Annotated in this window: 26 protein-coding genes and 3 pseudogenes; 17 read left to right on the top strand and 12 right to left on the bottom strand. The window is 56.3% G+C overall.

Annotated elements, in window-relative coordinates; translation table 11 throughout:
• Window positions 1-165: 165 nt before the first annotated feature.
• The 4 genes from ACYZT9_RS07655 (at window position 166) to ACYZT9_RS07640 (ending at window position 3,645) form a co-directional block, all read left to right on the top strand.
• Window positions 166-429 (top strand): DUF2790 domain-containing protein, encoded by a 264-nt coding sequence (locus ACYZT9_RS07655; protein WP_462009251.1) that lies wholly within the window; start codon window positions 166-168, stop codon window positions 427-429.
• Window positions 430-618: 189 nt separating this feature from the next.
• Window positions 619-933 carry a hypothetical protein gene (locus ACYZT9_RS07650; RefSeq protein ID WP_462009250.1) on the top strand — a complete coding sequence of 105 codons (315 nt, stop codon included), beginning with the start codon at window positions 619-621 and terminating at the stop codon, window positions 931-933.
• Between the two features lie 518 nt (window positions 934-1,451).
• The gene (locus tag ACYZT9_RS07645; RefSeq protein ID WP_008034875.1) at window positions 1,452-2,702 is read left to right on the top strand and encodes a ribonucleotide-diphosphate reductase subunit beta; all 1,251 of its coding nucleotides are present in this window, start codon (window positions 1,452-1,454) and stop codon (window positions 2,700-2,702) included.
• 409 nt (window positions 2,703-3,111) lie between these two features.
• Window positions 3,112-3,645 carry a BRO-N domain-containing protein gene (locus ACYZT9_RS07640; RefSeq protein WP_462009249.1) on the top strand — a complete coding sequence of 178 codons (534 nt, stop codon included), beginning with the start codon at window positions 3,112-3,114 and terminating at the stop codon, window positions 3,643-3,645.
• A gap of 126 nt (window positions 3,646-3,771) precedes the next feature.
• Here ACYZT9_RS07640 and ACYZT9_RS07635 read toward each other — a convergent pair whose 3' ends face one another.
• Entirely contained in the window at window positions 3,772-4,869 is a 1,098-nt protein-coding gene (locus tag ACYZT9_RS07635; RefSeq protein ID WP_462009248.1) for an HNH endonuclease, read from the bottom strand.
• Window positions 4,870-5,033: 164 nt separating this feature from the next.
• Here ACYZT9_RS07635 and ACYZT9_RS07630 point away from each other — a divergent pair.
• Window positions 5,034-5,296 (top strand): annotated as a pseudogene (locus tag ACYZT9_RS07630) (BRO-N domain-containing protein); the annotation flags it as partial.
• 120 nt (window positions 5,297-5,416) lie between these two features.
• On the opposite strand, the gene ACYZT9_RS07625 reads toward ACYZT9_RS07630, so the two are convergent.
• Window positions 5,417-5,782: a hypothetical protein gene (locus tag ACYZT9_RS07625; protein ID WP_462009247.1), complete on the bottom strand. Its 366-nt coding sequence runs from the start codon at window positions 5,780-5,782 to the stop codon at window positions 5,417-5,419.
• A gap of 284 nt (window positions 5,783-6,066) precedes the next feature.
• Between ACYZT9_RS07625 and ACYZT9_RS07620 the strand changes: the two are divergent.
• The 3 genes and pseudogenes from ACYZT9_RS07620 to ACYZT9_RS07610 all read left to right on the top strand — a co-directional run bounded on the left by ACYZT9_RS07620 (window position 6,067) and on the right by ACYZT9_RS07610 (window position 8,048).
• A pseudogene (locus tag ACYZT9_RS07620) lies at window positions 6,067-7,253 on the top strand (colicin E3/pyocin S6 family cytotoxin).
• Between the two features lie 17 nt (window positions 7,254-7,270).
• Window positions 7,271-7,522, top strand: a complete 252-nt coding sequence (locus ACYZT9_RS07615) for a pyocin S6 family toxin immunity protein (RefSeq protein WP_462009246.1) — start codon at window positions 7,271-7,273, stop codon at window positions 7,520-7,522.
• An 85-nt stretch (window positions 7,523-7,607) separates the two neighbouring features.
• Entirely contained in the window at window positions 7,608-8,048 is a 441-nt protein-coding gene (locus ACYZT9_RS07610; protein WP_462009245.1) for a colicin E3-like toxin immunity protein, read from the top strand.
• A gap of 249 nt (window positions 8,049-8,297) precedes the next feature.
• Here the strand turns inward: ACYZT9_RS07610 and ACYZT9_RS07605 are convergent, their stop codons facing one another.
• On the bottom strand, window positions 8,298-8,669 hold the full coding sequence (locus ACYZT9_RS07605) for a type II toxin-antitoxin system VapC family toxin (protein WP_462009244.1): 372 nt from the start codon (window positions 8,667-8,669) through the stop codon (window positions 8,298-8,300).
• Between the two features lie 11 nt (window positions 8,670-8,680).
• Complete coding sequence (locus ACYZT9_RS07600; RefSeq protein WP_130211652.1) at window positions 8,681-8,926, bottom strand: type II toxin-antitoxin system Phd/YefM family antitoxin; 246 nt, start codon at window positions 8,924-8,926, stop codon at window positions 8,681-8,683.
• A 692-nt stretch (window positions 8,927-9,618) separates the two neighbouring features.
• Between ACYZT9_RS07600 and ACYZT9_RS07595 the strand changes: the two genes are divergently transcribed.
• Together ACYZT9_RS07595 and ACYZT9_RS07590 are read left to right on the top strand one after the other, a co-directional pair.
• Window positions 9,619-9,993, top strand: a complete 375-nt coding sequence (locus tag ACYZT9_RS07595; RefSeq protein ID WP_462009243.1) for a helix-turn-helix transcriptional regulator — start codon at window positions 9,619-9,621, stop codon at window positions 9,991-9,993.
• Window positions 9,987-11,300 carry a type II toxin-antitoxin system HipA family toxin gene (locus tag ACYZT9_RS07590; RefSeq protein ID WP_462009242.1) on the top strand — a complete coding sequence of 438 codons (1,314 nt, stop codon included), beginning with the start codon at window positions 9,987-9,989 and terminating at the stop codon, window positions 11,298-11,300. The genes ACYZT9_RS07595 and ACYZT9_RS07590 overlap by 7 nt, the downstream gene beginning before the upstream one ends.
• Before the next feature lie 245 nt (window positions 11,301-11,545).
• Here the strand turns inward: ACYZT9_RS07590 and ACYZT9_RS07585 are convergent, their stop codons facing one another.
• On the bottom strand, window positions 11,546-12,442 hold the full coding sequence (locus tag ACYZT9_RS07585) for a universal stress protein (protein ID WP_462009241.1): 897 nt from the start codon (window positions 12,440-12,442) through the stop codon (window positions 11,546-11,548).
• Window positions 12,443-12,801: 359 nt separating this feature from the next.
• Here ACYZT9_RS07585 and ACYZT9_RS07580 point away from each other — a divergent pair, with 359 nt between their 5' ends.
• A complete protein-coding gene (locus ACYZT9_RS07580) occupies window positions 12,802-13,788 on the top strand; it encodes a hypothetical protein (protein WP_462009240.1) in 987 nt (328 codons plus the stop codon).
• Window positions 13,789-13,818: 30 nt separating this feature from the next.
• Here the strand turns inward: ACYZT9_RS07580 and ACYZT9_RS07575 are convergent.
• Window positions 13,819-14,507: pseudogene (locus ACYZT9_RS07575) on the bottom strand (DUF6933 domain-containing protein).
• Window positions 14,508-14,819: 312 nt separating this feature from the next.
• Window positions 14,820-15,635 (bottom strand): sulfite exporter TauE/SafE family protein, encoded by an 816-nt coding sequence (locus ACYZT9_RS07570; RefSeq protein ID WP_462009239.1) that lies wholly within the window; start codon window positions 15,633-15,635, stop codon window positions 14,820-14,822.
• A gap of 112 nt (window positions 15,636-15,747) precedes the next feature.
• On the opposite strand from ACYZT9_RS07570, the gene ACYZT9_RS07565 reads away from it, so the two are divergent.
• Window positions 15,748-16,515: an AraC family transcriptional regulator gene (locus ACYZT9_RS07565; RefSeq protein WP_462009238.1), complete on the top strand. Its 768-nt coding sequence runs from the start codon at window positions 15,748-15,750 to the stop codon at window positions 16,513-16,515.
• A gap of 93 nt (window positions 16,516-16,608) precedes the next feature.
• Complete coding sequence (locus ACYZT9_RS07560) at window positions 16,609-16,926, top strand: helix-turn-helix domain-containing protein (protein ID WP_462009237.1); 318 nt, start codon at window positions 16,609-16,611, stop codon at window positions 16,924-16,926.
• A 56-nt stretch (window positions 16,927-16,982) separates the two neighbouring features.
• Here ACYZT9_RS07560 and ACYZT9_RS07555 read toward each other — a convergent pair whose 3' ends face one another.
• Both ACYZT9_RS07555 and ACYZT9_RS07550 read right to left on the bottom strand, forming a co-directional pair.
• A complete protein-coding gene (locus ACYZT9_RS07555) occupies window positions 16,983-18,440 on the bottom strand; it encodes an amidase family protein (RefSeq protein WP_462009236.1) in 1,458 nt (485 codons plus the stop codon).
• A gap of 155 nt (window positions 18,441-18,595) precedes the next feature.
• On the bottom strand, window positions 18,596-19,636 hold the full coding sequence (locus tag ACYZT9_RS07550) for an MBL fold metallo-hydrolase (protein ID WP_462009235.1): 1,041 nt from the start codon (window positions 19,634-19,636) through the stop codon (window positions 18,596-18,598).
• 213 nt (window positions 19,637-19,849) lie between these two features.
• On the opposite strand from ACYZT9_RS07550, the gene ACYZT9_RS07545 reads away from it, so the two are divergent.
• Entirely contained in the window at window positions 19,850-20,458 is a 609-nt protein-coding gene (locus ACYZT9_RS07545; protein ID WP_462009234.1) for a TetR/AcrR family transcriptional regulator, read from the top strand.
• 7 nt (window positions 20,459-20,465) lie between these two features.
• On the opposite strand, the gene ACYZT9_RS07540 is transcribed toward ACYZT9_RS07545, so the two are convergent.
• On the bottom strand, window positions 20,466-21,407 hold the full coding sequence (locus ACYZT9_RS07540) for a LysR family transcriptional regulator (protein ID WP_462009233.1): 942 nt from the start codon (window positions 21,405-21,407) through the stop codon (window positions 20,466-20,468).
• A 15-nt stretch (window positions 21,408-21,422) separates the two neighbouring features.
• On the opposite strand from ACYZT9_RS07540, the gene ACYZT9_RS07535 reads away from it, so the two are divergent.
• Window positions 21,423-22,130, top strand: a complete 708-nt coding sequence (locus ACYZT9_RS07535; protein WP_462009232.1) for a CTP synthase C-terminal region-related (seleno)protein — start codon at window positions 21,423-21,425, stop codon at window positions 22,128-22,130.
• 152 nt (window positions 22,131-22,282) lie between these two features.
• On the opposite strand, the gene ACYZT9_RS07530 is transcribed toward ACYZT9_RS07535, so the two are convergent.
• A complete protein-coding gene (locus ACYZT9_RS07530) occupies window positions 22,283-22,609 on the bottom strand; it encodes a DUF2025 family protein (protein ID WP_462009231.1) in 327 nt (108 codons plus the stop codon).
• 222 nt (window positions 22,610-22,831) lie between these two features.
• On the opposite strand from ACYZT9_RS07530, the gene ACYZT9_RS07525 reads away from it, so the two are divergent.
• Together ACYZT9_RS07525 and ACYZT9_RS07520 are read left to right on the top strand one after the other, a co-directional pair.
• The gene (locus ACYZT9_RS07525; protein WP_462009230.1) at window positions 22,832-23,959 is read left to right on the top strand and encodes a glycerophosphodiester phosphodiesterase; all 1,128 of its coding nucleotides are present in this window, start codon (window positions 22,832-22,834) and stop codon (window positions 23,957-23,959) included.
• A 111-nt stretch (window positions 23,960-24,070) separates the two neighbouring features.
• The gene (locus ACYZT9_RS07520) at window positions 24,071-24,379 is read left to right on the top strand and encodes a PepSY domain-containing protein (RefSeq protein ID WP_462009229.1); all 309 of its coding nucleotides are present in this window, start codon (window positions 24,071-24,073) and stop codon (window positions 24,377-24,379) included.
• Between the two features lie 64 nt (window positions 24,380-24,443).
• On the opposite strand, the gene ACYZT9_RS07515 is transcribed toward ACYZT9_RS07520, so the two are convergent.
• Window positions 24,444-26,069 (bottom strand): methyl-accepting chemotaxis protein, encoded by a 1,626-nt coding sequence (locus ACYZT9_RS07515; RefSeq protein WP_462009228.1) that lies wholly within the window; start codon window positions 26,067-26,069, stop codon window positions 24,444-24,446.
• Between the last annotated feature and the right edge of the window lie 155 nt (window positions 26,070-26,224).

Raw genomic sequence — 26,224 nt, 5'->3', positions numbered from 1 at the left:
ACACGACCCCCACGCCTAAAATCAGCCTCGCCAACAAGGCAAACCCTGATTAACCCAGCTGCAGCCCCCACGAAGGCAGTTAATCAAAACCCCGGTAATCAAGTTCCACACGCAACCCCAAAAAGGTTGCGCGACCCCAATCGACCTCTAAAAGGTAAAACTGAAATGAAAGCTTTATTAGTTCTGGCCCTCTCCAGCCTGTGCGCAACCGCCATGGCAGATGAGGTCCCGACTGATGTCGCACAGCAGAAACCGGCTATCGAGGAATACACCTACTCCACTCACCTGGACATCGCCAACGTTATCTCCATGAGTGAAATCCCCAATGTGTGCGAAGTGGTTCCAGCGAAGATGGAATACGACGACTCCAAAGGTCAACGCCACATCCTGCGCTACAGCGTCATGGGTAACGGCTGCTCCAACGGCTAATCACCCGCACTCCTTCTTAACGGTTCGCCCCACCTGCCCCGCTACTCAAGGCAAATAAAGCGCCGAGCCGTAAAGATCGATTTATACGATAATTTTAAGCGTTTATTTGCTCTTTTTAATCAAATTAGTAGGCGTAGTATGAATTCCACACCCAAGGCACACAACGCCAACCAACCTGGAGCCACCACCATGAAAACCAAACTGATCCTCGCCCTAACCCTGTCTGTCCTGGCCGCCAACACCTTCGCCGCCGACGGTTACGATCGCACTGGCTCGGCAACTTTCATCACCGAAACCGCTGTCGCTTCTGACGGCTACGACCACACCGGCTCGGCTTCCTTCGCCGCCGATGGCGCCGATCACATCGGTGCAGGCAAACTCGCTTCCGACGGTTTTGATCACACTGGCGCTGCCAAAGTTGCTGCTGACGGCTTCGATCACACCGGTTCCGCCAAGGTCGCTGCCGATGGTGCAGATCACGTCGGCGCCGCTCGCCTCAGCTGATCATCGAGCATGACTTACAGCCCGACTTCGGTCGGGCTCAGTTGTGTCCATGACCACCGAAAACCGACTCAAAACACAAGATGTAGTGAAAAACGCGATTTTCTGGCTGTTTTTTGAACAAAAAAAATCTCCACTAAAATTTATGAAAAAAAATCTTCACCCGCGATATCCAGCCAAAGCCCTGTAAACCCTCGCTCCGACCGAAAAACCCTCCTTCTCGACCGCTCCATGCGCGGATTCGCCCCACCACGGCCGCAAAAATTTCCATATAATGCCGCCTTAAACGGGCCTGCAATATTCCCTTACAGGGAGGACAGCCAGTCCGAAGCCCAGGCCGAAGTCTTCACCGATTTCAGCGCCCGTCAGAGGCTCTCGGAACCCCGTACAAAATTATGTTTATTTGCCTGCGTGTACCGCTGCAAAAAACGCTATCCAACGCGGCCAGTTAAGCCGTGTGAAAAAACCAACCGATCAGTTTTCACACGGGCATCTGGCCCTCACGCAGGAGACGACACGTCATGCTGAGCTGGGACGAATTCGACAAAGAAGACAGCGGCGAGACCGTGGTCAAAGGCGCCAACGCCGGCCACGCGACTGAAGCCAACATGGACCGCCTCGACACCGCTGGTGGTGTAGCCGCTCAAGAAGCCCGCGCTGTGACCGCGTCCGACTCCGCCGCCATCGCTCGCGCCAAGGCCGCCCTCGACAACCTCGACATCGCCGAAGGCCTCGCCGAACTCGAAGGCGCCTCCGCCCGTGTCGCCGTCGACGAAAAGCGCATGATCAACTGCCGCGCCGACCTCAACCAACTCGTACCCTTCAAGTACGACTGGGCCTGGCAGAAATACCTGGACGGCTGCGCAAACCACTGGATGCCGCAAGAAGTCAACATGACCGCCGACATCGCCCTCTGGAAAGACCCGGAAGGCCTGACCGACGACGAACGCCGCATCGTCATGCGCAACCTCGGCTTCTTCTCCACCGCAGACTCCCTGGTTGCCAACAACCTGGTCCTGGCCGTGTACCGCCTGATCACCAACCCGGAATGCCGCCAGTACATCCTGCGCCAGGCCTTCGAAGAAGCGATCCACACCCACGCCTACCAGTACTGCATCGAATCGCTGGCCATGGATGAAGGCGAAATCTTCAACATGTACCACGAGATCCCATCGGTCGCGAAAAAAGCCACCTGGGGCCTGAAGTACACCCGCTCGATCTCCGATCCGAAGTTCGAAACCGGCACCGTCGAAACCGACAAAGAACTGCTGCGCAACCTGATCGCCTACTACTGCGTCCTGGAAGGCATCTTCTTCTACTGCGGCTTCACCCAAATCCTCTCCATGGGCCGCCGCAACAAAATGACCGGCGTCGCCGAGCAGTTCCAATACATCCTGCGCGACGAATCCATGCACCTGAACTTTGGCATCGACGTGATCAACCAGATCAAAATCGAAAACCCGCACTTGTGGGATGCTGAAATGAAGGAAGAGGCTTCGCAGATGATTTTGCAGGGGACTCAGCTGGAGATTGAATACGCTCGGGATACCATGCCTCGTGGGGTGCTGGGGATGAATGCGGCGATGATGGAGGACTACCTCAAGTTCATCGCGAACCGTCGTCTTTCTCAGATCGGTCTTAAAGAAGAGTATCCAGGGACGACTAACCCGTTCCCTTGGATGAGCGAGATTATGGACTTGAAGAAAGAGAAGAATTTCTTTGAGACGCGGGTTATTGAGTATCAGACTGGTGGGGCGTTGAGCTGGGATTGATTCCTGAGCTCCCCACGATTTGACGATTGCGATCCGAATCGGCAAATCGAAAAAGTGAAAGCCCTGACTTGATCGGGGCTTTTTTATTGGGAATGTCCATTTCCATCCCACGCCATGACGCTAAAACTCCTACAACACTCACAGCTGCTTCCGCATTGATGCCCATTCAAAGCACCTCTAAGCTTCAATGCAGGTGCCTAAGAAACGCCCAACGTAGAAGCTACTCAACACACAGTGATCGCGCATGTCTCAAAGACATACGCACGACTTTGTGTTTGTAGAGAATGCTTGTTGGGATTTCCTTAAGTCCTCTACGTCGGGTTTTGGCCCTCTCAAAATTCATACGTAGAGGTAATGGATATGCCGACACAAAGACCACTCTGCTCTTCCTCGGTCTGGGAGAACGGTCATGCCTGATCCGTTCATTCCAACACGCTTCGCACGCCACAACCTCCACCTCCACGCCCTCCTTTTGGAAAACCAACCGTGGTTCTGCGCCCGCGATCTGGGTCGCCTAATGGGCTTCCATCTAAGTGATCGTGCGGTCAACAAACTGGACGAGGATCAGCGGCATACGTTGTTGATTGAGTACTACGGACAATCTGAGCAACGACTAATGCTCAGTGAATCCGGCGCCTATGCGTTGTTGGTGTATCACTACGCGCCCGGGAATCGGTTATTGCGTGAGTGGTTGACCCATCAAGTGGTGCCGGCCTTGCGCGATGCAGGGCAGTCGAAGAATGCAGATCGGCCGATGTTGAGTTTGTTGGACTGGCCAGAGATGACGCTGAGTCTGCTGCATTGGCAGAATGAAGGCTGGATTCGGCTGCGGGACATGCCTTATCTGTTGCTAGGTCGCACACGCCGGCGCGTGCCAGCGGTTAAGCCTTGGTGGCGTAAGGTCTTGGAGGCGTTTCACTCTTCGAAGCATTCGGTCGGTTAGACCTTCAGTCCGCTCATGACATCTCCGGGGGGGTTCAACCCTCGGAGATGTTATGAGAGTAAAGAAGAAAGTAACCAACTGGAGCGCTCTTGAGATCAGGGACATTAGCTTTGGCGCATCGCTCAATCAGCGTTCAATTACTTCCAACCGCTGCTTCAGCCTTTCATTCACCAACGCCCCGTGCACTCCAGAATGAATTTCCCGATGGCAACTTGGGCATACAGCCGCCACATAGCGTGGGTGATCTAACCCACCATCCGAAAGCCGGTTGACGTGATGGGGCTCTAGATAGGGCGTGCCATCCTTTTTCATAAAAGGAGCCGGCCTCTCACAGCTCTCGCATGCACCTTCGGCGCGCATCAGCACATAGTGTGCAACCTGACGGCTGCGCTGGTAGATCTTACGCGGAGCAGATTGCCCTAACTCATTACTGCCTGGTTTGCATGCAGCCAGCGCAGCCAACCGCGCAGCAGCCAGAGTGCCGGACAGGTCAGCCTGATCCTCATGCTCTTCTCCAGCCTCAATCATTCCATTAGGAATACCCACAGGGACTAACCGAAAAACAATTGCCGTCCGATCCTCTCCGTTCACATCTGGCTGGGTACGCTGAAACATGTCGGCACAAGAAAACTCGCCGACGTAAGCGTTGCCATTTCCTTTGCCGAGGGACTTAAACAAGTGCAGCGCTCGGCCAGCCACGGCATGCTCGGCAATGGCTCGGTTGCCTCGAATCAAAGTCATCGGCCCGCGTTGTCCTTCACCGGTGTAAAGGTACGCGCCATCTTCCCAACGGTCGGCATACCCGTACTGTTCACCGCTTTCGCCGGTGAACAAAAAAATCACTGGGTAGGTAGCAGACGTCGCGATACCACTTTGCAGACTTCCGCCGAACGGCCCATTGATCTCAGTTTTTCGGTCGTAAACAGCTCCCGGCGTAAACTGCAATACCGGCGCGCCCTCCTCACGCGGTAACTCCACAATAGTGAAGCCTCGCTTTTCTAGGTAGCGGTTGGTCGGGTGTCCACCGGCGAACTCGGCCACAGCAATACCAGTCGCCAAAGAGACGATTTTCTTCGCCGGATACAGTTCACCACCTACGAGAACTGCATAACGGTGAGCTAGGTTGTTCTCCCAACCTTGCCACTCACGCCTACTCCGAAAATCACGATCAAACTCCAGCGTCGCTTTGTCTATTCGTTCCTTCGGAACCGCTTTGATCGCCACGAGAGCCGCCCTTTGTCGACAATTGCCGTAGGAAAATTCCTACCTCCGACAAAATATCAAAGGTGTTCAATAGGTAACAAGGCGAAAAGCCAGTATTTCAAACGCAATTGGTGCATAGGTCAGCGGCCTTGCCCTAACCAATCGGCCGTCCGCTCCGAAACGAACACTATTGCCCGGAGTATCGGCTCCTGAGGAATGGCTGACTCACCTGGTGGTTCCGGCGCTACGTGATGCGCGTCCATCGCGGTCGGTGGACCGGCCAACGTTGAGCGTGTTGGACTGGCCGAAGATGTCGCTCTGCATGTTGCACTGGCAGGATGAACCGTGGATTCGGTTGCGAGACATGCCTTGTGTGTTGGCGGATGATCCATTCAATCAGCGGGGATCGTTGTGGCGTAAGGCATCACGGGTGTTGCGCGGATTCTGACTGCTCAGACACGCCAACCGATCCGCTGCTTGAATTTTCAAGTAGCGGATTTTGTTTAGCTGACGCGGGGGACGTAGGAAATTTCAGAGTTGCTATCGCCCAGGTCAGAATCCTCACCCACTACGCAACAAGCTCAACATAACTCGACTCCCCTCCCCCAGTCGCACCCGACAACCAACCCCATACAAAGGCCAGAGTGGTGCGCCCTGCCTCATCAACACCCACCGTGCCGCGCGACCAGCCGGCCAGGATCTCGCCCTCGGTGGTGATGCAGTGGTAAAGAAGCTCGATCGTATCGGTGCCGGTCACGCGGCCAACTTGATGCCCCGTGCGGATTCTGCCGCCTTGGTAGGTGCTCGAAATGGAATCGCCTTCAACTTGGTAATGAAAGACGGTGCCCGTACCGGATAGGCCGTGGGTGTTGCCGGCTACGCTGAAGCGGCGATTGTTCAGGCGCTCGCTGATTTGGGAGAGGGGGATTTGCATGGATGTCCGGTCCTTTGGTTGAGAGGGTCCATTTTGGGTTTTGGTTATCTTAAGCGGGTTTGTTTTGGGGATTGGTGAATCTGTTGGACAGCGGTGTTCTCAGGTTTTTCGCGAGCAGGCTCGCTCCCACAGGTTTTTGGGTTGCCATGGGTTTTGCGGCGTGTTGAAAAAGAGAAAATGCTTAGAGTCATCCAGGACTCGTCCTACAGCCACGATTAGCCACGTTCGTTAACGTCGCGCATCCCCTTTCCGGGGTTGCCGATGGAAGAACGAAAGGATGATCAGTGGCTGGCAACAAGGACATTCCGCGGATTAAGAATCCACCCTCCGGCGATGGGCATCACGTCACTCATCGCTTCATGACTGCCACCGAATTGGCCGAGCGGGACGCCAGACAAAAAGCCTATGAGGCCATGCTGGCCAGGCAAGACGCCTTCGAACGCAGCCGTCAGGTCATCGCGGAAAAGCAAAGGCCCACTCAAGCTGGATGTGTCTTCGCCAAGTCCTGCAAGCTGCCGGACGCCATCATTGATTACTCGAATCCCTCAGGGGTAGTGCCGACCGATAGCCTGAAAGACTACGGTGACCTGGTTCTGCTGGGTGCTCATGAAGCGGATGAGTCAGGCGCTGTGCCACTGAAGAAGATCAGTGGCACAGCGATTCCCGTCGGTCTGGGCTCCCTCGCCTTGGCCGGCTCGGCATTCGCCGCTGCTCCCGTGGTCGCGGCGAGCGCCGTAGCAGCAACGCTGGTTGGCCTTGTTGCCCTGTTCACACCATCGAGTCTGGGCGACAGCTCGCTTTACACCGACGACCAACTCCGTGCGCTCAAACAGGCCCGTACCCGCGTTCGCCTGCGGGTCGAGCAACAGACTGACGGCAGCCTCAAGGGATATGGTTTTTACACCGGCAAAAATCGCGATTGGGAAATGGTTGATGTCGTGCAGTTACATTGCGTGGCAGCCAGCAAGTGGCTGACCTGGGTGACGGCATTGAACTGATCTGGACGCCGGCTGTAGACGGTTCCGACATCCTGGGCATTCCGGCGCTGGAGGCTGCCCCGCAAGCGCCGCATATCTGGGTTTACCCGCCAACGAAAGCGGCTGACAGCATCATCGTGAACCCGGTTTATCCGCCGGAGTATAAGGATTTCATTCTGGTGTTTCCGGTGGGTTCACTCGTGAAGCCGGTGTACATCGTCATGAGTATGCCGGGGGATCATAAGTACTACGATGACCCGGAAACCCTTCCTGCCTACCCAGACACGACCCGCGTGAAATCGAAAGCTTCAGTTCAAGGCGGAGGTAAAAAACGAGCTCGTTGGTTAGACCGTAAAGGGCGGATATATGAGTGGGACTCAAAAAGCGGTGCAGTTGAGATGTACGATAAATTAGGAAACCATCTGGGCGAATTCAATCATTTAACGGGAGAACGAACAAAGGACGCTAAGCCAGGTAGGAAGACCCCAAAGTGACCCTAGAGAGAAAAAACATGCGCTATCTTTCCATCACCGGCTTTTACCCCGATGAGAAGCAGGACGATACATTGCAGTTCGAATTGGCTGTCAAAGATTACGAGCTCAACCAGGCTCTGGCTCAACTGACTGAATCAAAAACCCTCGAAGAATTGGAGCCCGGTGAACTGCAACTTACTGAACATCAGGTCAGACAGGTTGCAGATTTACTCAACATTGATTTCCCAGATGATCTGGAATACTTCATAGGAGCACGCGCAAGTACCTAAACAATCCCGCACAACGAACAGCCCGAACAGTCACCTGATCGGGTTTTCGCTTGTAAGCGTTTGGCATAGCCCCCCCCGGTCTTGAATGCAATCAGCGCAGCCGGCTCAACCGCTTTTGGCCGCGATGGTGGCCGTGTTCTGGAAACCCAGCCTCGGCGACAGCGCCCTTTACGGCGAAGGCCAACCCTGCTCCCTGAGACTGGCGAACAGCTGGACCCACCGAAGAAAAATCGAAGGATCAAAAAATATTTATGAGGACGTTATGGGACTGAAAATCAGCCTGGAATGGTATGACAAACGAACGGAGATGGGCGAAGGGGAGGAATTGTCGAAAGACTTTGGCGATGATGGCTCTGTTGTCGAAGCGCTGGGCATGCCAATTGAAAACAATGTGAACAACGGCGGTTTCAACGTATCTCCCGACTGGGTCAGTATTCTTCAGCCCCATTTCCACCATACCATTCAGTTGCTCTCCTGTGACTACCAAGTAGCATTCATCTATCGGGACAAGTGGCAATCGAAGTGAAAGTGGACTGAAAGATCCAACACAAAAAAACCGACCAGTCTCCTGATCGGTTTTTTTACTCGCTTTCTTCGCTTAGTGCGAAACGCGACTCGTCAGCTCGTGTTTGCCGGATAAGGGACTGCTACAAAGTCCAACGGGGCAAGCCGCCTCGCCACAGCTTGGTGGTCGGATTGAGGAATGTGGTGATCTGACGAATCGCGAGCAGGCTCGCTCCCACGGGGATCTGCGGTGGGTTTGGTTTCCCCCCTCTCACAACCGTGCTGAAAACACCCTCACCCCATACTGCGGAATAATCCCGTCCGCCGTGACCAACTCCAGCCCTTCCGCCTGAGCCTGGGCAATCAACATCCGATCAAACTGATCGCGATGAATCTCCGGTAACTTACCCGCCTGCTGTCCATGGAACAGCGAAATCGGCAGCTTGGTAAAACCCTCGTCCTCAACCAGCGCTTCAAGATCCTCTGGAGCCTCCAGCATCCCTTTAGCCTGCTTGATCGATATCTCCCAGATCGAAGCGGCACTCACCAGGACCTGATTACGCGGTTCCCCAATCATCTGTCGAGCGTCTGCGCCCAGTGAAGGATCATCGGACAGCCACCAAAGAAACGCATGGGTATCCAACAACAAGCGCCTCACAGGCTGCCCTCGAATCCATCAATGATGTCTTCAGGCGTTTTGTCAAAATCCGCAGACATCCGAATCTTCCCCTTCAACCGTCCAGGCTTGCGCGCCCGCGGTGTATCGACATGAGGCAGCAGATCGAGATAAGGCTTGCCGGCCTTGGCGATTACCACCTTGTCACCGTGCCATGCACGTTCAGCAAGTTGGGAGAGTTGAGATTTTGCCTCGTGCATGTTTACTTGCACCAGTTCATTCATATGGCACCTCCATAGAGTTAGCTAAGCTAGACTAAGCCGGTGGTTTTCATAGGCAAGGTGTCGAGCTGACCGTCTGTCAAAAAGAGATCTTGCTCGCGAGGGTTGTGGCCGGTAACGCGTACAACAGCGGATTTTGTTTAGGTGGCACCGGCTGCGAAGCAGTCTTCAGGTGAACAACGCGTTCTTTCTGGCATACCGCGTTTGCTGGTTTTGGGATCGCTTCGCGACCCAACAGGGATAAATCCCCTCGCCACAGGTCAGTGGCAGACGTTACTGATGCAATCGGCTCAGATACCGCACTCAAATCCACTGAGGAGGTCCCCAGCGGTCTTGTTGAACCTGCGGACATCCGATTCTGCCCCCTGCAGCCGCCCAGGCTTGCCATACACTTCTGCCCTTTTTCGCCTGAGCTTCGACAGTAGTTAGATTTTGCCTAGATACCTATACGCTGTCTCGCAAAACTTGGCTTTTCGTCTAGAATCTAAGACATTACCAATGCAGGAACTATGATAACGTCAAGACCATGCGCTAATGCCCGCATACTAGACAAAAACGTCGTCATACCTACTCAATGATTAGATTTTTATACACAGTGCGCGCTCTGCAAGGATGAAAGTTAAATCCTCGCTAATGCCTATTATTGAATACACAAAGCGACTATTTACCAAATTTGGCCCAGGAATCTAGACACTATGCGCCTCCAAGCCATGACTGACGATGCGATTGCTGCCGCCATCGGTGCGCGGATACAGGAGTTGCGCCTGAAAAAAAATCTGAGTCAGGAGCAAGTGGCTGTGGAAGCCGGCATTAGCCGTCAAACCTTGATAAACCTTTTGAAGGGGAAAGGGACTCTGGTGAACCTGGTGGCCGTCCTGCGTGCCATCGGTGAGCTTGATAGGGCGACTTCACTTGTTCAAGCTGTCCCGCCGAGCCCATTGCAGGTGATCAAGATGGCCGGTAGTCACCGCGTGCGGGCAACCGGTTCACGAGCGGTGGGTAAAACGTCGGCAGGAAGCGGTAAAGTCCCAGTGCCTGGAGGCAAAATCAAAAAGGAGGTTGAGTGGTGATTACAGCAAAGGTGTATCTGTCAGAGAGGTTTGTTGGGGGGCTTCTCTGGGATGAGGAAACCCAATTAGGGCTGTTCGAATACGATCCCGAATTCGTCAAAACGGGCATCGAGATCTCGCCGATCCACATGCCACTGGCAGCCAATCAAACTTATTCCTTTCCCAGTCTGAATAGGGAAACTTACAAGGGTCTGCCGGCGATTCTGGCGGACTCATTACCGGACGATTTCGGTAACGCACTGATCGATGCCTGGCTGGCTAAACAGGGCCGGGACAAGGCGACTTTCACTCCCGTCGAACGGGTTTTATACCAAGGCGCCAGAGGGATGGGTGGTCTGGAATATCGCCCGGCCCTTAATGGTTCTGCCAAGGCCAGTGAAAGTTTCCAGATTGAGGCGCTCGTACAGCTCGCCAGCGAAGTGCTTTCTCAACGTGAAAGCTTGGCGGATCGCCTGGAAAACCACGATCCCGACATTGACGATGAAGCGCTTCAACGCTTGATTCAGGTGGGCACCAGCGCCGGTGGTGCTCGAGCAAAAGCAGTCATAGCGATGAACGCGGCTGGGGAGATTCGCTCAGGGCAAGTCAAAGCACCCAAGGGCTTTACCTACTGGCTGCTGAAATTCGACGTTGCCAAAAACACCGATGTTCTTGCCGACTCAAAGGGCTTCGGCCGCGTGGAGTACGCCTATTCGCTCATGGCGAAAGCGGCCGGCATCACCATGAGCCCCTGCGAATTATTGCAAGAAGGCGGCCGCGCTCATTTTTTGACGAAGCGTTTTGATCGGACCGACGACGGAGACAAAATCCACATGGCCACCCTGTGCGCATTGGACCATGCCGACTACAAACAACCGGGCGGCTATTCCTATGAGGAGGCCTTTGCGGTAATGCGAGTCCTCGGGCTCTCGCGCAACGACGCTATCGAATACTACCGCCGCATGGTGTTCAACGTAGTTGGACGCAATCAGGATGACCACACCAAGAACACCAGCTTTTTGATGGACCGCGAAGGCACATGGTCGCTTTCCCCCGCCTATGATGTTTCGTGGTCGTACCAACCGGGCAGCTTTTGGGTTGAGACCCATCAAATGACGGTCAACGGCAAGCGCGACAAGTTTGAACTCGCCGACTTGGAGGCCGTGGCCAAACAAGTCCGTGGTATCGATGCTGCGACCATTATCAAAGAGGTTTGCGCTGCAATGAAGCGTTGGCGTGAAATCGCGGAATCGGTGGGCGTAGCGCCGCGGTTGATTGATGAAATTGAAAAGACTCATCGTCTTTACCTTGGCGAAGGCTTTGCTTGATGACAGTGACAAACTCATCATCGATCGCGCCACCAGCAGGGCATCTACTTAGCTCATGCTCATCGCTTCGATGCAGTTTTGATCCAGGCTACCGGAAATCGTTGACCTACCTGAATACTCGGTAATCGATGGTCTTATGCGTGTCTTCACAGACCGCCTAGGGGTCAGCTGAAGTCAGCAGCTTGGGTCAAAACCACATCAGCACCAAAGCCGGCTGCGATAGTGGCGGTTTTTTCGTTCAGTGATCACGCTTCTCCCTTGATGGCCAAAACGCTGCAGGGCACCTGATACAGAACATGCTCCGTGGTACTGCCAATCAGCTTGTCCACCCCTTTGTGATGGGTATTTCCCATTACGAAGACATCCGCTCGAGTATGAGTGGCAAAGTCGGCCATCGCTTTGGTTGGCGGCCCTGCAATGAAGTGTTGTCGCTCAGGTGGCACGCCGTGGCGTGCAGCCAAGGCAATGAAGCACTTTTCAAGTGACCGGCGCACGTCGTTGCTGAAGCCTGGCATCGTCACGGCGCCAGCACCTGCATCAGAGAAATGTGTGTGTGTCAGTTCATAGGCATACAGCATGTGCAATTCAGCATCACATTGCGTCGCCAATTCGTTCGCCGCCTGAATGACGCTGTCGTTGATTCCGCTGATCTGACCCTCTGGATGCGATGGATCAACCGCCGCCACAATCACCCGAGGAAGCGGACACCTGACTTCGCTGACCAGATGTATGGGGGTTGGACATTCGCGCAACAACTGCCAATCCAAAGGCGTGACGAATACGCGTTTGAGCGCTGATTCATGATGTACGTCCTTGATGATCAGGTCCGGCTGCATTTCAGCCACATGCACAAGGATCTCTTGCAGCGGGTCACGGGTCAATGCAACTTCGGTGGTCACATTAATGCCCTTCCTGCGCATGAGTTCGGCCTCATCCGTCAACCACTGCAGGTTCTCCTGCCGGCAACTCTCACGAAGTTGTTCACTGTTGCTCATTAACCGCATAAGGTCGAAGTCTTCGATGAACACCGCGATATGCAGCGCTGCGCCTGTGGCATCGGCAAGTGCGATTGCCCGCTCCATCGCCGGCGAGTGACGCATGGTTGGACCTGCGATCAGAAAGAGTCGTTGATACTGCCTCATGTGACACCTCCAAACGTTCTGGGTTATCCGCTAGCGCCCCCAGCACCCTCGCTTGTCCCACCATTGACGATCTTTTATCGCCTCAACTACCTGGATCGACACTATCAATATACGCTTGCATCACCGGCTTAGCAGTTGCCAAGATCTTCACAGACCGCCTAAGGGTCAGCTGAAGTCAGCAACTTGGGTCAAAACCGCACCAGCACCAAACAGCGGTGTTCTCGGGTTTTCGCGAGCTCACTCCCTCCTACAGGGGAGGTGTGTTGCCGTTGATTTTTCGGTGTGTTGAAAACAGTCAGTGCAACCCGCCCCGCCTCCCGCTATTAATACCCTTCCCCACTCAAGGAGCCGAGTCCACCATGAAATTCGACCTCGCCTACTGCCTCAGCCTCGACGACAAGTTGTCGATTTATGATGTGCGAGATTTGAATTTCGACGAGACGATGGAGTTCGATTCCGCCAAGGAACACTTCCAATGTCCCAATGACGCCTGCAGGTCGGCATTCGATGCGGCGAATGTGTTGACGACGTTCAACGCCAAGAACGTGAATTACGTTCGCACCCCGCACTTCAAGAACACGCCCAGCACCCGGCATGTGGCGGATTGTCCTTATGTCAGTCTCAAGTCCCCGGCGTCGGGTGTGGACGCGGACGGTGCGGAAACGGATGACAGTCGCGAGGAGCATTTCCCGTCGGAGTTGTTGCTGACGCGACGTCAGTATGTGCGTAAGTCGTCGAACCCGACGGTGGCGGCGGATGGGGTGCGGGGCGATCCGCAACATCTTGCACAGCCCAGCGATTCCGAGCATCCGAGCCGCGAATCAGCACCGGACAAGACCAGTGTCTTCGCCCACCCGGTGGAGTGTTTTGTGTCGAACTTCGAGGACAAGGACCTGCTCAAGCGCACGCCGCTGAAGATTGGCGAGCACACGGCGCCTTATGGTTCGTTCTTCAAGAAGATCGAGTACCTGACGGATAACAAGGGGCTGATTTACTGGGGCAAGATCAAGGAGATCAAGGATTACACGCAGAGCTTTCGCATCGATTTCGAGCAGAAGGTCTGGTTCAAGCAAGCGGATGAGGCGAAGAAGAAGCCTTACTCGGTCAATGTTTACCTGAGCAAGAAGTTGATCGAGAACTACCGCAAGCGCAAAGCGTTTCTGGAGGAGATCAAGCATGCCATCGACAGTGAGGCGCAGTTGTATTGTTTCTTTTATGGCGTGACGCCGGAGTTGAAGCAGGTGCCGAGCAAGAAAAACCCCGAGCAGACGTTCGGGGTGTTCAGTGCGAATATCGAGAACCTGGATCACTTCATTATTCGTGAGGCGCCGGGGTTCAAAGGCTAGCTCTCAGGACCACAAAGATATCTCCACGGCTCATTGCACTTCTTGAGCAAGCTGCCGTTCGAACGCCCATATCTTCCGCTTCACTTCCATGCGCCGTTCACGGGCTGCTTGAGTGGCGGGCTCATCCAGACCGACATATCGCCGCAACCAATGAACAATCATTTCCTCATCCGGGTAGTAATAGTCCTTGTGGCCTTTGCTACTTCTCGGGGTGTCGTTCATATCGCCATCGAAACGGCCCGCAGAGAATTCATCGGCGGGTAAGGTTCCCCAATCTGCTGCGAAACCCTCAAAAACCCAGGCAATTTCGTTGAGGTGTTTTTGCGCACCGCGATGACCGCGTTTGTAAAAGACGGACTCGCTACAGCTCTCCTGGAAGCGCTCCATCATCGGCTCGTCATCAACCCATTGAAGGAGGTCGTGCTGCCCCGCGTGGCGCATCAGTCCGTAGATCCAGCGCTCGGAAAACCGGTGAACAAAACCCTCGACGTCAGCCTTCTTGGCATCCGCGAAAATCATGCAATAACGGGTTTGCACATGGATGACAAACAACACGTGCTTGAGTTGCACCGTGATGGCGTGGACCAGCCACTGCTCGGCGAATTCAACGGCTTCATCGTCCTCGATAACGGGCGATGGCGGTTTCTCCACCGGAGTGTGCCCTTGCTCACGCGGCTGAAGAAGTTGCTGGCTGCTTCGGTGCAGTTGAAGATCAACATTCTGGTTCTCTGGTAAATGCTTTAAAAATTATGAGTCTTCAGCCCATTCAATCTCGTAGGGCTGGCGAACGGCGTCGGAGATTCTTGCACGTAACTTCTCGCTCAAAACCGACAAATCCTCATCGCTCAGCAAGTCATAGGCAACCATCAACATCAACGATAACCAGACTTCTGAGCGTCGACCAGTGTTGAATGCACTCGCCAGATCCTAGTCTCGACTTCGCATCAGGCGATAAAGCGTACGGTATCGCGCGTGAGCTGATAAGGCTTCGTTTTGAGCGATGGCGATTTGTGCGATACCGCGCAGCGGACTTAACGTACCGTCATGCTCAGCATCACGATGATCAACAATCCAATATAGACCCAAGCGTGTAATCGATCCGGTATCCGCCCGATCCACGGCGTAGCCAATCGAATGCCCACCAACGATCCCATCGTCAAAACCGCAAACGCCAGCAGATCCACATAACCGACAAACCAAGTGCCCAAATCAAACTCGGTGAACCCCGCCATCACCATGTAAGTCAGCGTCCCGGCCAGCGCCACGGGCAGGCTTAAAGGATTAGCCATGGAAGTCGCCTGAGACATGCTCAACCCGCATCGACGCAACATCGGCACGGTCATGACGCTGCCGCCTACACCGAGAAACGTGGCAATGACGCCGATTCCTACGCCGCCTCCGGACACTTCTGCCCTTCCCAATCGTCGTGGATTTTTTTTGTCGGTATGCGTAAGAAATCCGCGCCTGAACAGGCAATCCACAATGGTCACACCCAAGTAGGCAATGAACGCATAGCGAATCACCTCACCACTCACCCACATCGCAGCCACCGCTCCGACCACCGCCCCCAATCCAATGAAGCCACCCAACGGCCACAGGTAATGGCGAATCAGATTACCCGCGCGGTGATGTTTTCCGGTGGCGACCAGTGTGTTGACGATCATCACGCAGGTCGAGGTGGCGACGGCGATGTGCATCGCCGATTGACCGATGGGGTCGTCGGCACCGTGGCTGGCCATGAGCATGCGGTACAGCAATGGCACGACGACGAAGCCGCCGCCGAAGCCGAATAACACAGCAGTAACGCCAGTCATGCAGCCGAAGAGTGTCAGCAAGAGATAGAGCATCGCGTGTCGTCCGTTGGTTGAGAGCGGTCGACGATAGAGCGATGTGGCTTGGCCTGCTTCAGCAAGTCAGCCAATAATGTTTGCATTTACGCCAACTGCTGGAAGCCGCTTGATGCGCAATGTTTCGATTGATGGGCTGGATGACACGCCACGGCAGGTGGTGGCGATAGGCACGGATTATTCCTACGGTCAGTTGTTGCCCCGTCATACGCACCGGCGGGCGCAGTTGTTGTACGGCGCCACCGGGGTGATGCAGGTCAGCACGCACGATGGCAACTGGGTGGTGCCGCCGCAGAGGGCGGTATGGATTCCAGCGGGGGTGGGGCATGAGGTGTTAATGCATGGGGTGAGCACGCGGAGCGTGTACATCGAACCGGGGGCGGTTGATTTGGGCAGTCGTTGTCAGGTGATCAGCGTTTCACCGTTGATGCGGCATTTGCTGATGGAGGCGGTGGAGATTCCGTTGGCGTACGACGAGGTCGGGCGTGATGGGGCGTTGATCGACTTGCTGCTGCACGAACTGACGCGTAGTGCTCACTTGCCGTTACACATTCCGCTGCCCGTCGATGCGCGGCTGCTCGGGTTGTGCCAGGACTTCTTGCAGCGGCCCGATGCTCATCAGTCGCCGCAGCAATGGGCGGATCAGTTGCACGTCAGTCTGCGCACGTTCAATCGCCTGTTTCGCCAACAGACCGATCTGAGTTTCAGCCAATGGCGACAGCGCGCCTGTGTGGTGCTGGCCCTTGCGCGGTTGGCGGTGGGTGAACCGGTGACGCGGATTGCGCTGGATTTCGGTTACGACAGCCCGGCGGCATTTTCGACGATGTTTCGCCGTGTGTTGGGTCAGGCGCCGTCCGTCTGGTTGGAAGGGGCGAAATAGCAGAAATCAAAAAATGAATTTGATCCGGGCGCAAAACAACTGTACAAAATCACAGTACTTTCTGAATCAGCACTCTTGAGCCCGGAGAACACCATGGCTTCTTATGCGATGAAAATCACCCTGGAACGTATCGCCCTCTTCCAATTCACCCCCGCCCATTGCGCCCAGGCCCGGGCGATGTTGGGTTGGAGCGTTGATGAGCTTTCCCGGGAGTCTGGCGTTTCGATAGACGCGATTGAGCGATTTGAGGCCAGGCGCGATGTGGCGGATGCTGATCGGCTGGCGTTGGCGTATCGGTTTGAGTCGGAGGGGTTGGTGTTCTTCCCGGGGTTTGCGCCGGGGCGGGGGATGAGTGTCAAAGGGTCTGCGTCGAATGCGGTGGGGCGGGTAGATTTTGCAATGGTTGAGTGATGTGCAAGGTCGCAGCTCTAATGCTCGATGAGCGTTTCAGCTGCGACCTTCATCCACTACGGCTTGAACGCAGGCGTCCGCCGCGCATGGGACACTTGTTCATACCCGTAGGCCAATGCCAGAAGGTTGGCCTCGCTCCAGCGCCGTCCGTAAAAGAAGACCGACGTCGGCACGCCGTCATCGTCGATCCCGGTAGGCACCATGATGCCGGGGTATCCCGCCAGCGGTACGACGTTCATGGCAGGTGAAGCGACATCCGAGACGATGGCATCGAGTTGATGCGCTACCAGCCACTGATCAATGGCTGCGGCGTTTTCACTTTGAATTTTGTGCCAAAGCTTATTGTAGGTTTGCTCGTCAAAAGCAATCTTGCTGGCCTCTATCAACGTGTCTTGACCATGACCTTCGACGTTCGGGGCATTGAACAGTACAAGGTCTTCCAGTGTGGAGGCGGGAATGCCGGTTCGAGTCGCAAGGTAGCGAGGCAAGTCACGCTTGATGCCCATGTGAAATGCCTCTTCCACCTGTTTTGATAGTGGATCATGGAGCTCCACGGGTATGAGCGTTGCACCGGCAGCCTGCATGAGTTCCAACGCTTGAGAAAAGTCAGGGTCGGTCAGGAGCGGCAAATTGCTGCGATCGAACTTGGCAGGGTAACCAATCCGCCGTCCGACCAGTGCGTTGGGACGCAACAGTGCGGTGTAATCCACGTTGTCCAGGCCATGGGGCTTTTTGACTGGATCGGCCGGATCGATGCCGGTCATGGCATTCAACAAAAGCGCCGCATCGCGAACTGTGCGTGCCATGGGTCCGGGTGTATCCAGTTTGTGAGTCACGGGGACGATGCCGCTACGACTCAACAGACCTACCGTGGGCTTGATACCCACAACACCATTCAGGGACGCCGGGCAACTAATCGAGCCAGCGGTTTCGGTTCCGACGGCCAGCGGGGCGAAGCCTACGGCGACGGCCGCAGCAGAACCCGTGCTTGAACCGCAGGGATCGCCACTCAACACGTGCGGGTTTTTGGTTTGCCCGCCGCGCCCGCTCCAGCCGCTGGGAATGGCAGGGTCGCGGAAATTAGCCCATTCACTGAGATTGGTTTTTCCCAGAATCACCGCCCCCGCCGCCCGGAGGCGCTGTACGATGAACGCATCCTGCGCGGCGGGCTGCCCAACCATGGCCAGTGAGCCGGCGCTGGTCTGCATCTCATCGGACGTGTCGATGTTGTCCTTGAGCAATACCGGGATGCCATGCAACGGCCCTCGGACATGCCCTGATGTTCGCTCCTGATCCATGGCTTCAGCCATGGCCAACGCCTCAGGGTTTAGTTCGATTATCGCGTTGATCACTGGCCCTTGCTTATCGAGCGCGGCGATCCGCTGTAACAGGTGCTGAACGAGGCCGAAGGCGCTCAACTGATTGCGGTCCATCCTCTGACTGATTTCATCGACGCTTAAATATTCCAGCCTTGATTCGCGTGCCGGCGGGGTGCCGCTTGATTTGACTTCCATGTGAAAAAGATCCTAGTGATAAGTATTGGTCAACCGCTGACCCTTGTAGAAGTGAGGAGTCCCACTCCTTCTCCAGCCTACAGAGGCCGCTGGAAAAGTCCGTCATCGCTTATCGCCGGATCCCGTATGAATATTCACCCCCGTCTGTAGCCGTCCTAGCCAACACTCTCCTGATACACCTGCTGCTCAACTTCACACCACCAGGCATTGCCCCGCTGCGGATGCATCACATTGAACGCCTCCCCCATCTGCGGCGTGGTAATCGACACACTGCGTTCCCAGGCCAATGCCAGAATCCGGTCGAACGGCTCATACCAGGCGTGCATCGACAAATCGAAGGTGCCGTTGTGAATCGGCAGTAACCAGCGGCCTTTCAGGTCGATGTGCGCTTGCAAAGTCTGCTCCGGCTGCATGTGCACATCCGGCCACTCGACGTTGTAGGCGCCGGTTTCCATCAGTGTCAGGTCGAACGGGCCGTACTGTTCGCCGATGTGTTTGAAGCCGTCGAAGTAACCGCTGTCGCCACTGAAGAAGATCCGCGTGTCGCCGTCGATCATCACCCACGAAGCCCACAACGTGCTGTTGCCATCGAACAGGCCACGGCCGGAAAAGTGTTGCGACGGTGTGGCGACAAATTGGATGCCGGCGACTTCGGTGCCCTCCCACCAGTCCATCTGGCGCACTTTGCTGGCGTCGATACCCCACTTGATCAAGGTGTCGCCGACGCACAGTGGCGTGAGGAAATATTTGGCTTTGTCCGCCAGTTTGAGCACAGCTTGATAATCGAGGTGGTCGTAGTGATCGTGTGACAGGATCACCGCTTCGATCGGAGGCAATTCTTCCAGGCTGATGGGCGGCTGGTGAAAGCGCTTCGGACCGGCCCATTGCACCGGCGAGGCGCGTTCGGCGAAGACGGGGTCAGTGATCCAGAATTTGTCCCGCAGTTTCAGCAATACCGTGGAATGGCCGAGGCGGTAGATGCTGTGGTTGGGCGCGGCGATCAACGCATCGAGGGTCAGGCGTTGCACCGGAACGGCAGCGGTCGGACGGGTGTTGCGCGGTTTGTGGAAGATCATGTTCCACATGATGCGCACCATTTTGCCAAAGCCTCCACGTTGCACGGGTGCATGGTTTCGGAAAAGCCCTGCTGCCTGACGGGAAGCTTGCGGTGCAGAGACGTTAGTAGATTTGGCCATCACGGTATGACTCCAGGAAACCGCACGATTCGCAGTTTCTGCGGTGGGACGATAATTGGCCAAGGCACGCACGCATCAGCCGAACACTCTATTTTTGGCTGGGCAGGATTAACAAAACATTACACTGCACAGTGTAGTTTCAAGGTTGCATCAAAGCCGTTCACAAGTAAACTGCTGAGTGTAATTCTTATCTTCTTCTGACGAAGCGTACTTATGACCGCACCACAGCGCCTGACCGACCGAAAACGCGAAGCGATCATTCAAGCGGCGATTGCCGAATTCCGTGCCAGCGGTTTCGACATCACCAGCATGGACAAGATCGCCGCCACCGCTGGCGTGTCAAAGCGCACGGTGTACAACCACTTCCCCAGTAAGGAAGCGTTGTTCGCCGAAATCCTCAATCAGTTATGGGCGCGGGTGACAGCTGAACAGGAAACGGCCTACAGCCCTGACTTACCCTTACGCGAACAGATGCGCCTGATGCTGATGGCGAAATTGCAGATGTTGGGCGATGACAATTTTCTCGACCTGGCGCGGGTGGCCATTGCAGCGACGATCCACTCTCCGGAGCGCGCACAGGATATGGTCGCAAGAATGGGCGAGCACGAAGAGGGCTTGACCGTGTGGATTCGTGCCGCCCAGGCCGATGGACGATTGAAGCCGGTCGATCCGGAGTTTGCTGCCCAACAGGTTCAGGGAATGCTCAAATCCTTTGCCTTCTGGCCCCAGATTTCGATGGGGCTGCCCGCCCTCGCACCCGAGATGCAAACCACGGTCGTGGAGTCGGCGCTGGACATGTTCCTCGCCTGCCATCAGCTTTAAACGCAGTTCACGGCAGTTTCAACGCCCGTCCCAACTCATCGAACAATGTCACCACCGAGCGCAAGGCGCGACAGTCCGGACGGGTCAGTAACCACAGCGCCGTGTCGTAACCGTGCAACGGCTCGCTCAACGGTTGCAGCCCGTCACTGATCAGAAAGTCCGGCAACGCCGCGACACCGAGCCCGGCCCGCACCAGTTCGGTGACCGACAACATGCTGTTGCAGCGAAAACCCGGTGTGACGCCGGGCAACTGCTGGCGGCGCCACGCGACAGTCGGGTGATCGGGCAGGAAGTCGTCCGGAGCGATCCAGGTCAGCGAAGACAGATCTGCGGCGTCAATCGATTTCAAATACGTCGTGCTCGCACAGACTCGATACGACACCTGTGCAAGACGTCGACCGACCAAATGCTCGGGCGGCGTTTGAGTCAGACGCAAGGCGATGTCCGCGTCTCGGCGGCTGAGGTTGGCGAAGTCATTGGACGTACTCAACTCGAGAGTCAACGCCGGATAGCCGGGCATGAACTGCGCCAGCGCCGGCACCAACAAACCTTGCAAGACCGAATCGGTGCAGGTCAGTCGCACGGTGCCGCTGATGACTTCACCGCCCTGCTCCACGCCGATGCGCGCCGCTTCCAGCGCTTGTTCAGCGCGCTCGGCCTGTTCGGCCAACGCCTGCGCCAGGCTGGTCGGCAGGTAGCCGGCGCGGCTCTTTTCGAACAGTTGCTGACCCAGCGCGGCTTCCAGTCGGCGCACGGCGCGGAACACGGTCGAGACGTCGACCTTCAGCAGCGTCGAGGCCCGGGCCAGCGAGCCGCCGCGCACCAGAGCGAGGATCAGAGACAGGTCGGGGTAATCCAGTCGATAGTGCGTTGCTGCATTGATCACTTGGGATAACGCCAATATTGAGTGCGTGAACGCCAATCTATAGTGGGTTCCAGGAATCAACAAGCGTCGAGAGCACTCATGGAAAACACCGCCATTCGCATCGCCCTGATCGGCGATTACGACCCGCAAGTCACCGCCCACCAGGCTATTCCCGTCGCCCTCGGCATGGTTGCCGAACACGCCGGACTGGACGTGCAGTTCCAGTGGTTGGCCACCGATGACATCAACGACGACACGCCGCTGGAAGACTTCGACGGTTTCTGGTGTGTGCCGGCCAGCCCCTACCGCGACATGGACGGCGCGCTGCGAGCGATTCGTTTTGCCCGCGAACAACGGCGACCTTTCCTCGGAACGTGTGGTGGTTTTCAACACGCCGTACTCGAATACGCCCGCAACGTTCTGGGTTGGGAGGATGCCGAGCACGGCGAGACATCACCTGATGCGACGCGAGCGCTGCTCATGCCGCTGACCTGTGAGCGGGTGGAAGTCATCGACAGCGTTCATCTCGTTGAAGGTTCGTTGATCGCCAAAGCGTACGAAAGCGACGAAATCCATGAAGGCTATCGCTGCCGTTACGGTGTGAATCCTGAGTTCGCACAGGCGCTGCTGAGCCAACAGTTGTGCGCCGTAGGACATGATTCAACGGGGGATCTGCGAGCGGTGGAATTACGCGGGCATCCGTTCTTTGTCGCCACGCTGTTTCAACCGGAACGTGCCGCTCTCAAAGGTCAGCTACCACCGCTGGTCAGTGCGTTGATCGAAGCGTGTGCGAGGCAGACTTCATGATTTGCCCAGACACCGGGTTCAGGCAGTAAATGATGCAGTGTTCTCAAGGCCGTCTTCGCGAGCAAGCTCGCTCCCACAGGTTTTATGTACGACACAAATCCAGTGTGGGAGCGGGCTTGCTCGCGAAGGGGCCAGCACAAACACTGCAGATCTCAGCTCTGTACAAGGCTGCGCACCGCCGAAATCTCCGGCACTTCCCGCCGATTCATGTACACCCGCAACGGCTCGGTAATATTGATCCGGTCATCAATGTTCTGATCCAGCAACAACTGAATCAACTCGCGCTTAAGCGTCATGGCCTGCTCCGGCCCCGGCGCCCAGACAAATTCACTCGCCGGAATAATGCCGTCATCCGCCACGTCCATGCCGAAGGAATCTTCGCTGAAACGCACGATGTACTGGCCGGTTTTGCGATTGAGGCCGACGAAGCCTTTGAGCTGTTCGGCGGCCTGGCAGATGAGTTCGGAAGTGATGCGCATGATAAACCTCACACAAGTGATCGATGGTTTACACGCAGGGCAAGATGAATGGCGTTCCCTCTGCCGGGGAAACTGCCGTGGCCAAGAGTACTGCAAAGAGCCGCACAAAAGCGCTGAAAAAATCTGCTTTAAACACGTTTATGTCGGTCTCGCGATAGCGCAAGCAGCGCTCAGTTGTTAAAAGGGACGTCTTTGAAAACACTCTGCGAAAGGATCTCGACCATGCCTGTTACTTTCATCAAGAGCGCCCTGTTGCTGGGCGTGCTGCTCGGCCTCGGCCAGGCGCAAGCCGCCAGCGAGCCAGACCCCACCACACTGGCGACCCGTTCGGGTATCCCGCATCCCGCCGTGATCGCTCACCGCGGCGCATCCTTTGATGCACCGGAATCCACCGCCGCCGCCTATAAACTGGCGCGCGACCTCGGTGTCGACTACCTGGAACTGGACCTGCAACGCAGCAAGGACGGCGTGCTGTTTGCCCTGCACGACAACAACCTGCAACGCACCACCGACGTCGCCAGCAAATTCCCTGAGCGCAAGGACAGCCCGGCCAACGCGTTCACGATCGCCGAACTCAAAACCCTCGATGCCGGCAGCTGGTTCAACACCGCGTACCCGGATCGCGCGCGCCCTTCTTTTGCGGGCCTGAAAATCCTGACCCTCGACGAAATCATCGACATTGCCCAAGGCAATCCGCTACACAAGCCTGGCCTGTACATCGAAACCAAAGAGCCCAAGCAATTCCCCGGTATCGAGCGCGACCTCAAGGATAAATTGCAGGATCGTGGCTGGCTGAGTCCGGCCGGTTCCAAACTGGCGAAAAGCAATCTGGCGGTCGGCCAGGGCAAAGGCAAGGTGGTGTTGCAAACCTTCGAGAAGAGCAGCCTCGAACTGCTGGAAAAAGAGATGCCGCAAGTGCCGAAGATCCTGTTGCTTTGGGTAGGCGAAGGCAGCATCGAGCCCAAGTCCAAGGTGACGTTCGCCGAGTCCGGCGACAAGGACAAAGCCACGTACTACGCCAAACAGGAACCGAAGGACAAAGCCGAATTCCAGCAATGGGTCGAGTACGCCAAGGCTCAGGGCGCCATTGGCACCGGGCCTTCTGCGGCGCTGACCCAGGGTGGCGATCAGAGTTATTCCGACCTGGTGAAACCGTGGATGAATCAGTACACCCACGATCAGGGTTTGTTGGTGCACGTCTACACCATCGATGATGCGGTGGATTTCAACAAAGTCATGGACGCCGGCGTCGATGGCATCTTCACCAACCGTGCCAGCGAACTGTTGAAGTTCTACAAACGTCCGGCCGCGGCAAGTGTTGCGCAGTTGTTGCAGAACAACGGGTATTGATCCAGAACCGAGAGAGCGTGGGAACGATCGTGTCACGGGAATTTAAGCGTGAATTAAGTTGCCATATTTAATCTGGCCCCACTTAAACAGCTAACCCCAAGGAATGAACCGATGAAAACGTTGACTGCCCTGTTCACCGCTGCCGCCCTGACCCTTACCGCCGGCCTGGCCCATGCGGATGATGTTCCGGTCGATCAGATCCCTCAGTTGGTCAAGGACAAAAAAATCAAGCCGCTGGAAGAGCTGAACCAGATCGTAATGAAGCTGCACCCGGGTGCCACGATTACAGACAGCGACCTGGACAACCACTTCAACGGCTACGAGTACGAAGTTGAACTGAAAGACGCCAAAGGCGTCGAGTGGGATGTGGACCTGAACGCCGCCACCGGCGAAGTCCTCAAAAACAAGCAAGACGACTGATCCCCGCACACAACAAAGCCGCACGATTTTCGGATCGTGCGGCTTTTCTGCGTTCCGGTGACGCTTACGCGCTCAGCCGCGCCGTCACTTGATTCAACTGCCCCGACAACCCGTGCAGGTTGTGACTGGCTGCTTCGGTGCGTTGCACGTTGTCCAGGTTGGTGCTGGCGATGCTGGTGATTTCGGTGAGGTTGCGCGAGATGTCTTCCGCGACCGAAGTCTGCTCTTCGGCAGCCGTGGCGATCTGGCGGTTCATGTCGCGGATGGCCTCCACGGCTTGGGTGATGCGTTCCAGCATGGCACCGGCCTGAGTCACTTGCTCGACGCTTTCTTCACTGCGCGACTGACCGCTTTCTATCGCCTGGGCCGCGTCCACCGCACCGGTTTGCACGGTTTGAATGATCTGATTGATCTCGATGATCGACGCCGCCGTGCGCTGGGCCAGGCTGCGTACTTCATCGGCCACCACCGCGAAACCGCGCCCGGCTTCACCGGCACGGGCCGCTTCGATGGCCGCGTTGAGCGCCAGCAAGTTGGTCTGCTCAGCGATGCCGCGAATCACTTCCAGCACCTTGCCGATACGGCCGCTGTCGGTTTCCAGCTGTCGAATGACCGTCGCGGTGTTGGCGATTTCGCCGCGCATGCGGGTGATGGTGTGGATGGTGCCTTGCATGACTTTTTCGCCTTGCTGGGCGGACTGGTCGGCGTCATCCGCCGCACGTGCGGCATCCGCAGCGTGGCGCGCGACTTCCTGCGCGGTGGCGGACATTTCGTTCATCGCCGTGGCCACCTGGTCGGTGCGGTTGAACTGCTCGTTGGTACCGCTGGCCATGAGGCCGGCGATCGCTTTCAGCTCACCGCTGGCGCTGTCCAGATCCTTGGCGCTGATCTGTAAACGACTGAAGGTGTCTGCGAGGAAATCGCGCAGCGTGTTGGCCGCTATCGCCAGTTTGCCCAGTTCATCCTGACGGGTGCTGGCCACGCGTTCGGCAAACTTGCCCTGGCTGAGTTGCGCCACGTAGTCGATCAATTTGCGAATCGGCTCGACCAGGTTGCGGTTGACCAGCCACAAGCTCAACAGGCCGATCAACAGACCCGAAGCGAGCATCACAATGATCCCCAGCAACACAGTACGATCGGCGCTGGCGCTGATCTGCTTCGAGTGTTCCGTGCCCTGCTTGCGCAATTCGCTGACCAGTTCGCTCATCTGATCGCTGGTCGCCCGGTCGACGCCCTTCACCGCGGTGTCGCCCGCTGCTGGATCGGCACCGGCCGCCACGTACGCATCGCGGCCCTTCTGGTAGGCCGCACCCAACAAGCGGTGTTCGTCACGCAGGCGTTCGATGCGGGTTTTGAGTTGCGGCTCGATGCCTTTCTGCCCGGCAAGTTCGCCGAGGATGCCCTGCACATCACGCTGACGATCTTCGAATTGCTTCCAGTACTTATCGCGGTCCGCCGGTTGCTTGCCGCGCAACAGGACGTTTTTCCATTCCTGGACCTGCACCTTGAATTGTAGGTTGGCTTCATCGATCAATTGCGAGGTGCGCAGCGGGCCATCGATCAGATTCGCGTAACTCTGAACGCCGCTGGACAGAAAGTGAAAGCAGGCCAAAGCGATCAACAGCATCGCCAACAGGCTGCCGCTCAGCAGGGCGAGAATTTGCGCTCTCAAGGACTTTTGCAAAAACATCGGAAGGTACTCATGACAGGAATGAGGCACGCCCGGGGTGAGGCGTGAAAGTAGTCCGGACATCCCTGTCTGCGGCGTTGGCTGGTGGCCGAAGGCGCGCAACTTAACCCAAGCTTAATCGGCGCGCCAGAGCGCTTCTTGAAGAAAAGCCGACC

The sequence above is a fragment of the Pseudomonas sp. ZT5P21 genome (assembly GCF_054897785.1).
The sequence above is the reverse complement of the archived record's forward strand: the minus strand, read 5'-3'. Positions and strand labels throughout refer to the sequence as shown.

Excerpts from the sequence above, each read along its gene's own strand:
- ACYZT9_RS07650 (WP_462009250.1), top strand. The coding sequence starts at position 619 with ATGAAAACCAAACTGATCCTCGCCCTAACCCTGTCTGTCCTGGCCGCC.
- ACYZT9_RS07515 (WP_462009228.1), bottom strand. The coding sequence starts at position 26,069 with ATGTTTTTGCAAAAGTCCTTGAGAGCGCAAATTCTCGCCCTGCTGAGC.
- ACYZT9_RS07560 (WP_462009237.1), top strand. The coding sequence starts at position 16,609 with ATGGCTTCTTATGCGATGAAAATCACCCTGGAACGTATCGCCCTCTTC.
- ACYZT9_RS07520 (WP_462009229.1), top strand. The coding sequence starts at position 24,071 with ATGAAAACGTTGACTGCCCTGTTCACCGCTGCCGCCCTGACCCTTACC.
- ACYZT9_RS07555 (WP_462009236.1), bottom strand. The coding sequence starts at position 18,440 with ATGGAAGTCAAATCAAGCGGCACCCCGCCGGCACGCGAATCAAGGCTG.
- ACYZT9_RS07600 (WP_130211652.1), bottom strand. The coding sequence starts at position 8,926 with ATGAATGAACTGGTGCAAGTAAACATGCACGAGGCAAAATCTCAACTC.
- ACYZT9_RS07615 (WP_462009246.1), top strand. The coding sequence starts at position 7,271 with ATGCGCTATCTTTCCATCACCGGCTTTTACCCCGATGAGAAGCAGGAC.
- ACYZT9_RS07580 (WP_462009240.1), top strand. The coding sequence starts at position 12,802 with ATGAAATTCGACCTCGCCTACTGCCTCAGCCTCGACGACAAGTTGTCG.
- ACYZT9_RS07530 (WP_462009231.1), bottom strand. The coding sequence starts at position 22,609 with ATGCGCATCACTTCCGAACTCATCTGCCAGGCCGCCGAACAGCTCAAA.
- ACYZT9_RS07535 (WP_462009232.1), top strand. The coding sequence starts at position 21,423 with ATGGAAAACACCGCCATTCGCATCGCCCTGATCGGCGATTACGACCCG.
- ACYZT9_RS07640 (WP_462009249.1), top strand. The coding sequence starts at position 3,112 with ATGCCTGATCCGTTCATTCCAACACGCTTCGCACGCCACAACCTCCAC.
- ACYZT9_RS07625 (WP_462009247.1), bottom strand. The coding sequence starts at position 5,782 with ATGCAAATCCCCCTCTCCCAAATCAGCGAGCGCCTGAACAATCGCCGC.
- ACYZT9_RS07645 (WP_008034875.1), top strand. The coding sequence starts at position 1,452 with ATGCTGAGCTGGGACGAATTCGACAAAGAAGACAGCGGCGAGACCGTG.
- ACYZT9_RS07570 (WP_462009239.1), bottom strand. The coding sequence starts at position 15,635 with ATGCTCTATCTCTTGCTGACACTCTTCGGCTGCATGACTGGCGTTACT.
- ACYZT9_RS07595 (WP_462009243.1), top strand. The coding sequence starts at position 9,619 with ATGCGCCTCCAAGCCATGACTGACGATGCGATTGCTGCCGCCATCGGT.
- ACYZT9_RS07525 (WP_462009230.1), top strand. The coding sequence starts at position 22,832 with ATGCCTGTTACTTTCATCAAGAGCGCCCTGTTGCTGGGCGTGCTGCTC.
- ACYZT9_RS07610 (WP_462009245.1), top strand. The coding sequence starts at position 7,608 with ATGCAATCAGCGCAGCCGGCTCAACCGCTTTTGGCCGCGATGGTGGCC.
- ACYZT9_RS07655 (WP_462009251.1), top strand. The coding sequence starts at position 166 with ATGAAAGCTTTATTAGTTCTGGCCCTCTCCAGCCTGTGCGCAACCGCC.
- ACYZT9_RS07545 (WP_462009234.1), top strand. The coding sequence starts at position 19,850 with ATGACCGCACCACAGCGCCTGACCGACCGAAAACGCGAAGCGATCATT.
- ACYZT9_RS07550 (WP_462009235.1), bottom strand. The coding sequence starts at position 19,636 with ATGGCCAAATCTACTAACGTCTCTGCACCGCAAGCTTCCCGTCAGGCA.
- ACYZT9_RS07585 (WP_462009241.1), bottom strand. The coding sequence starts at position 12,442 with ATGAGGCAGTATCAACGACTCTTTCTGATCGCAGGTCCAACCATGCGT.
- ACYZT9_RS07565 (WP_462009238.1), top strand. The coding sequence starts at position 15,748 with ATGCGCAATGTTTCGATTGATGGGCTGGATGACACGCCACGGCAGGTG.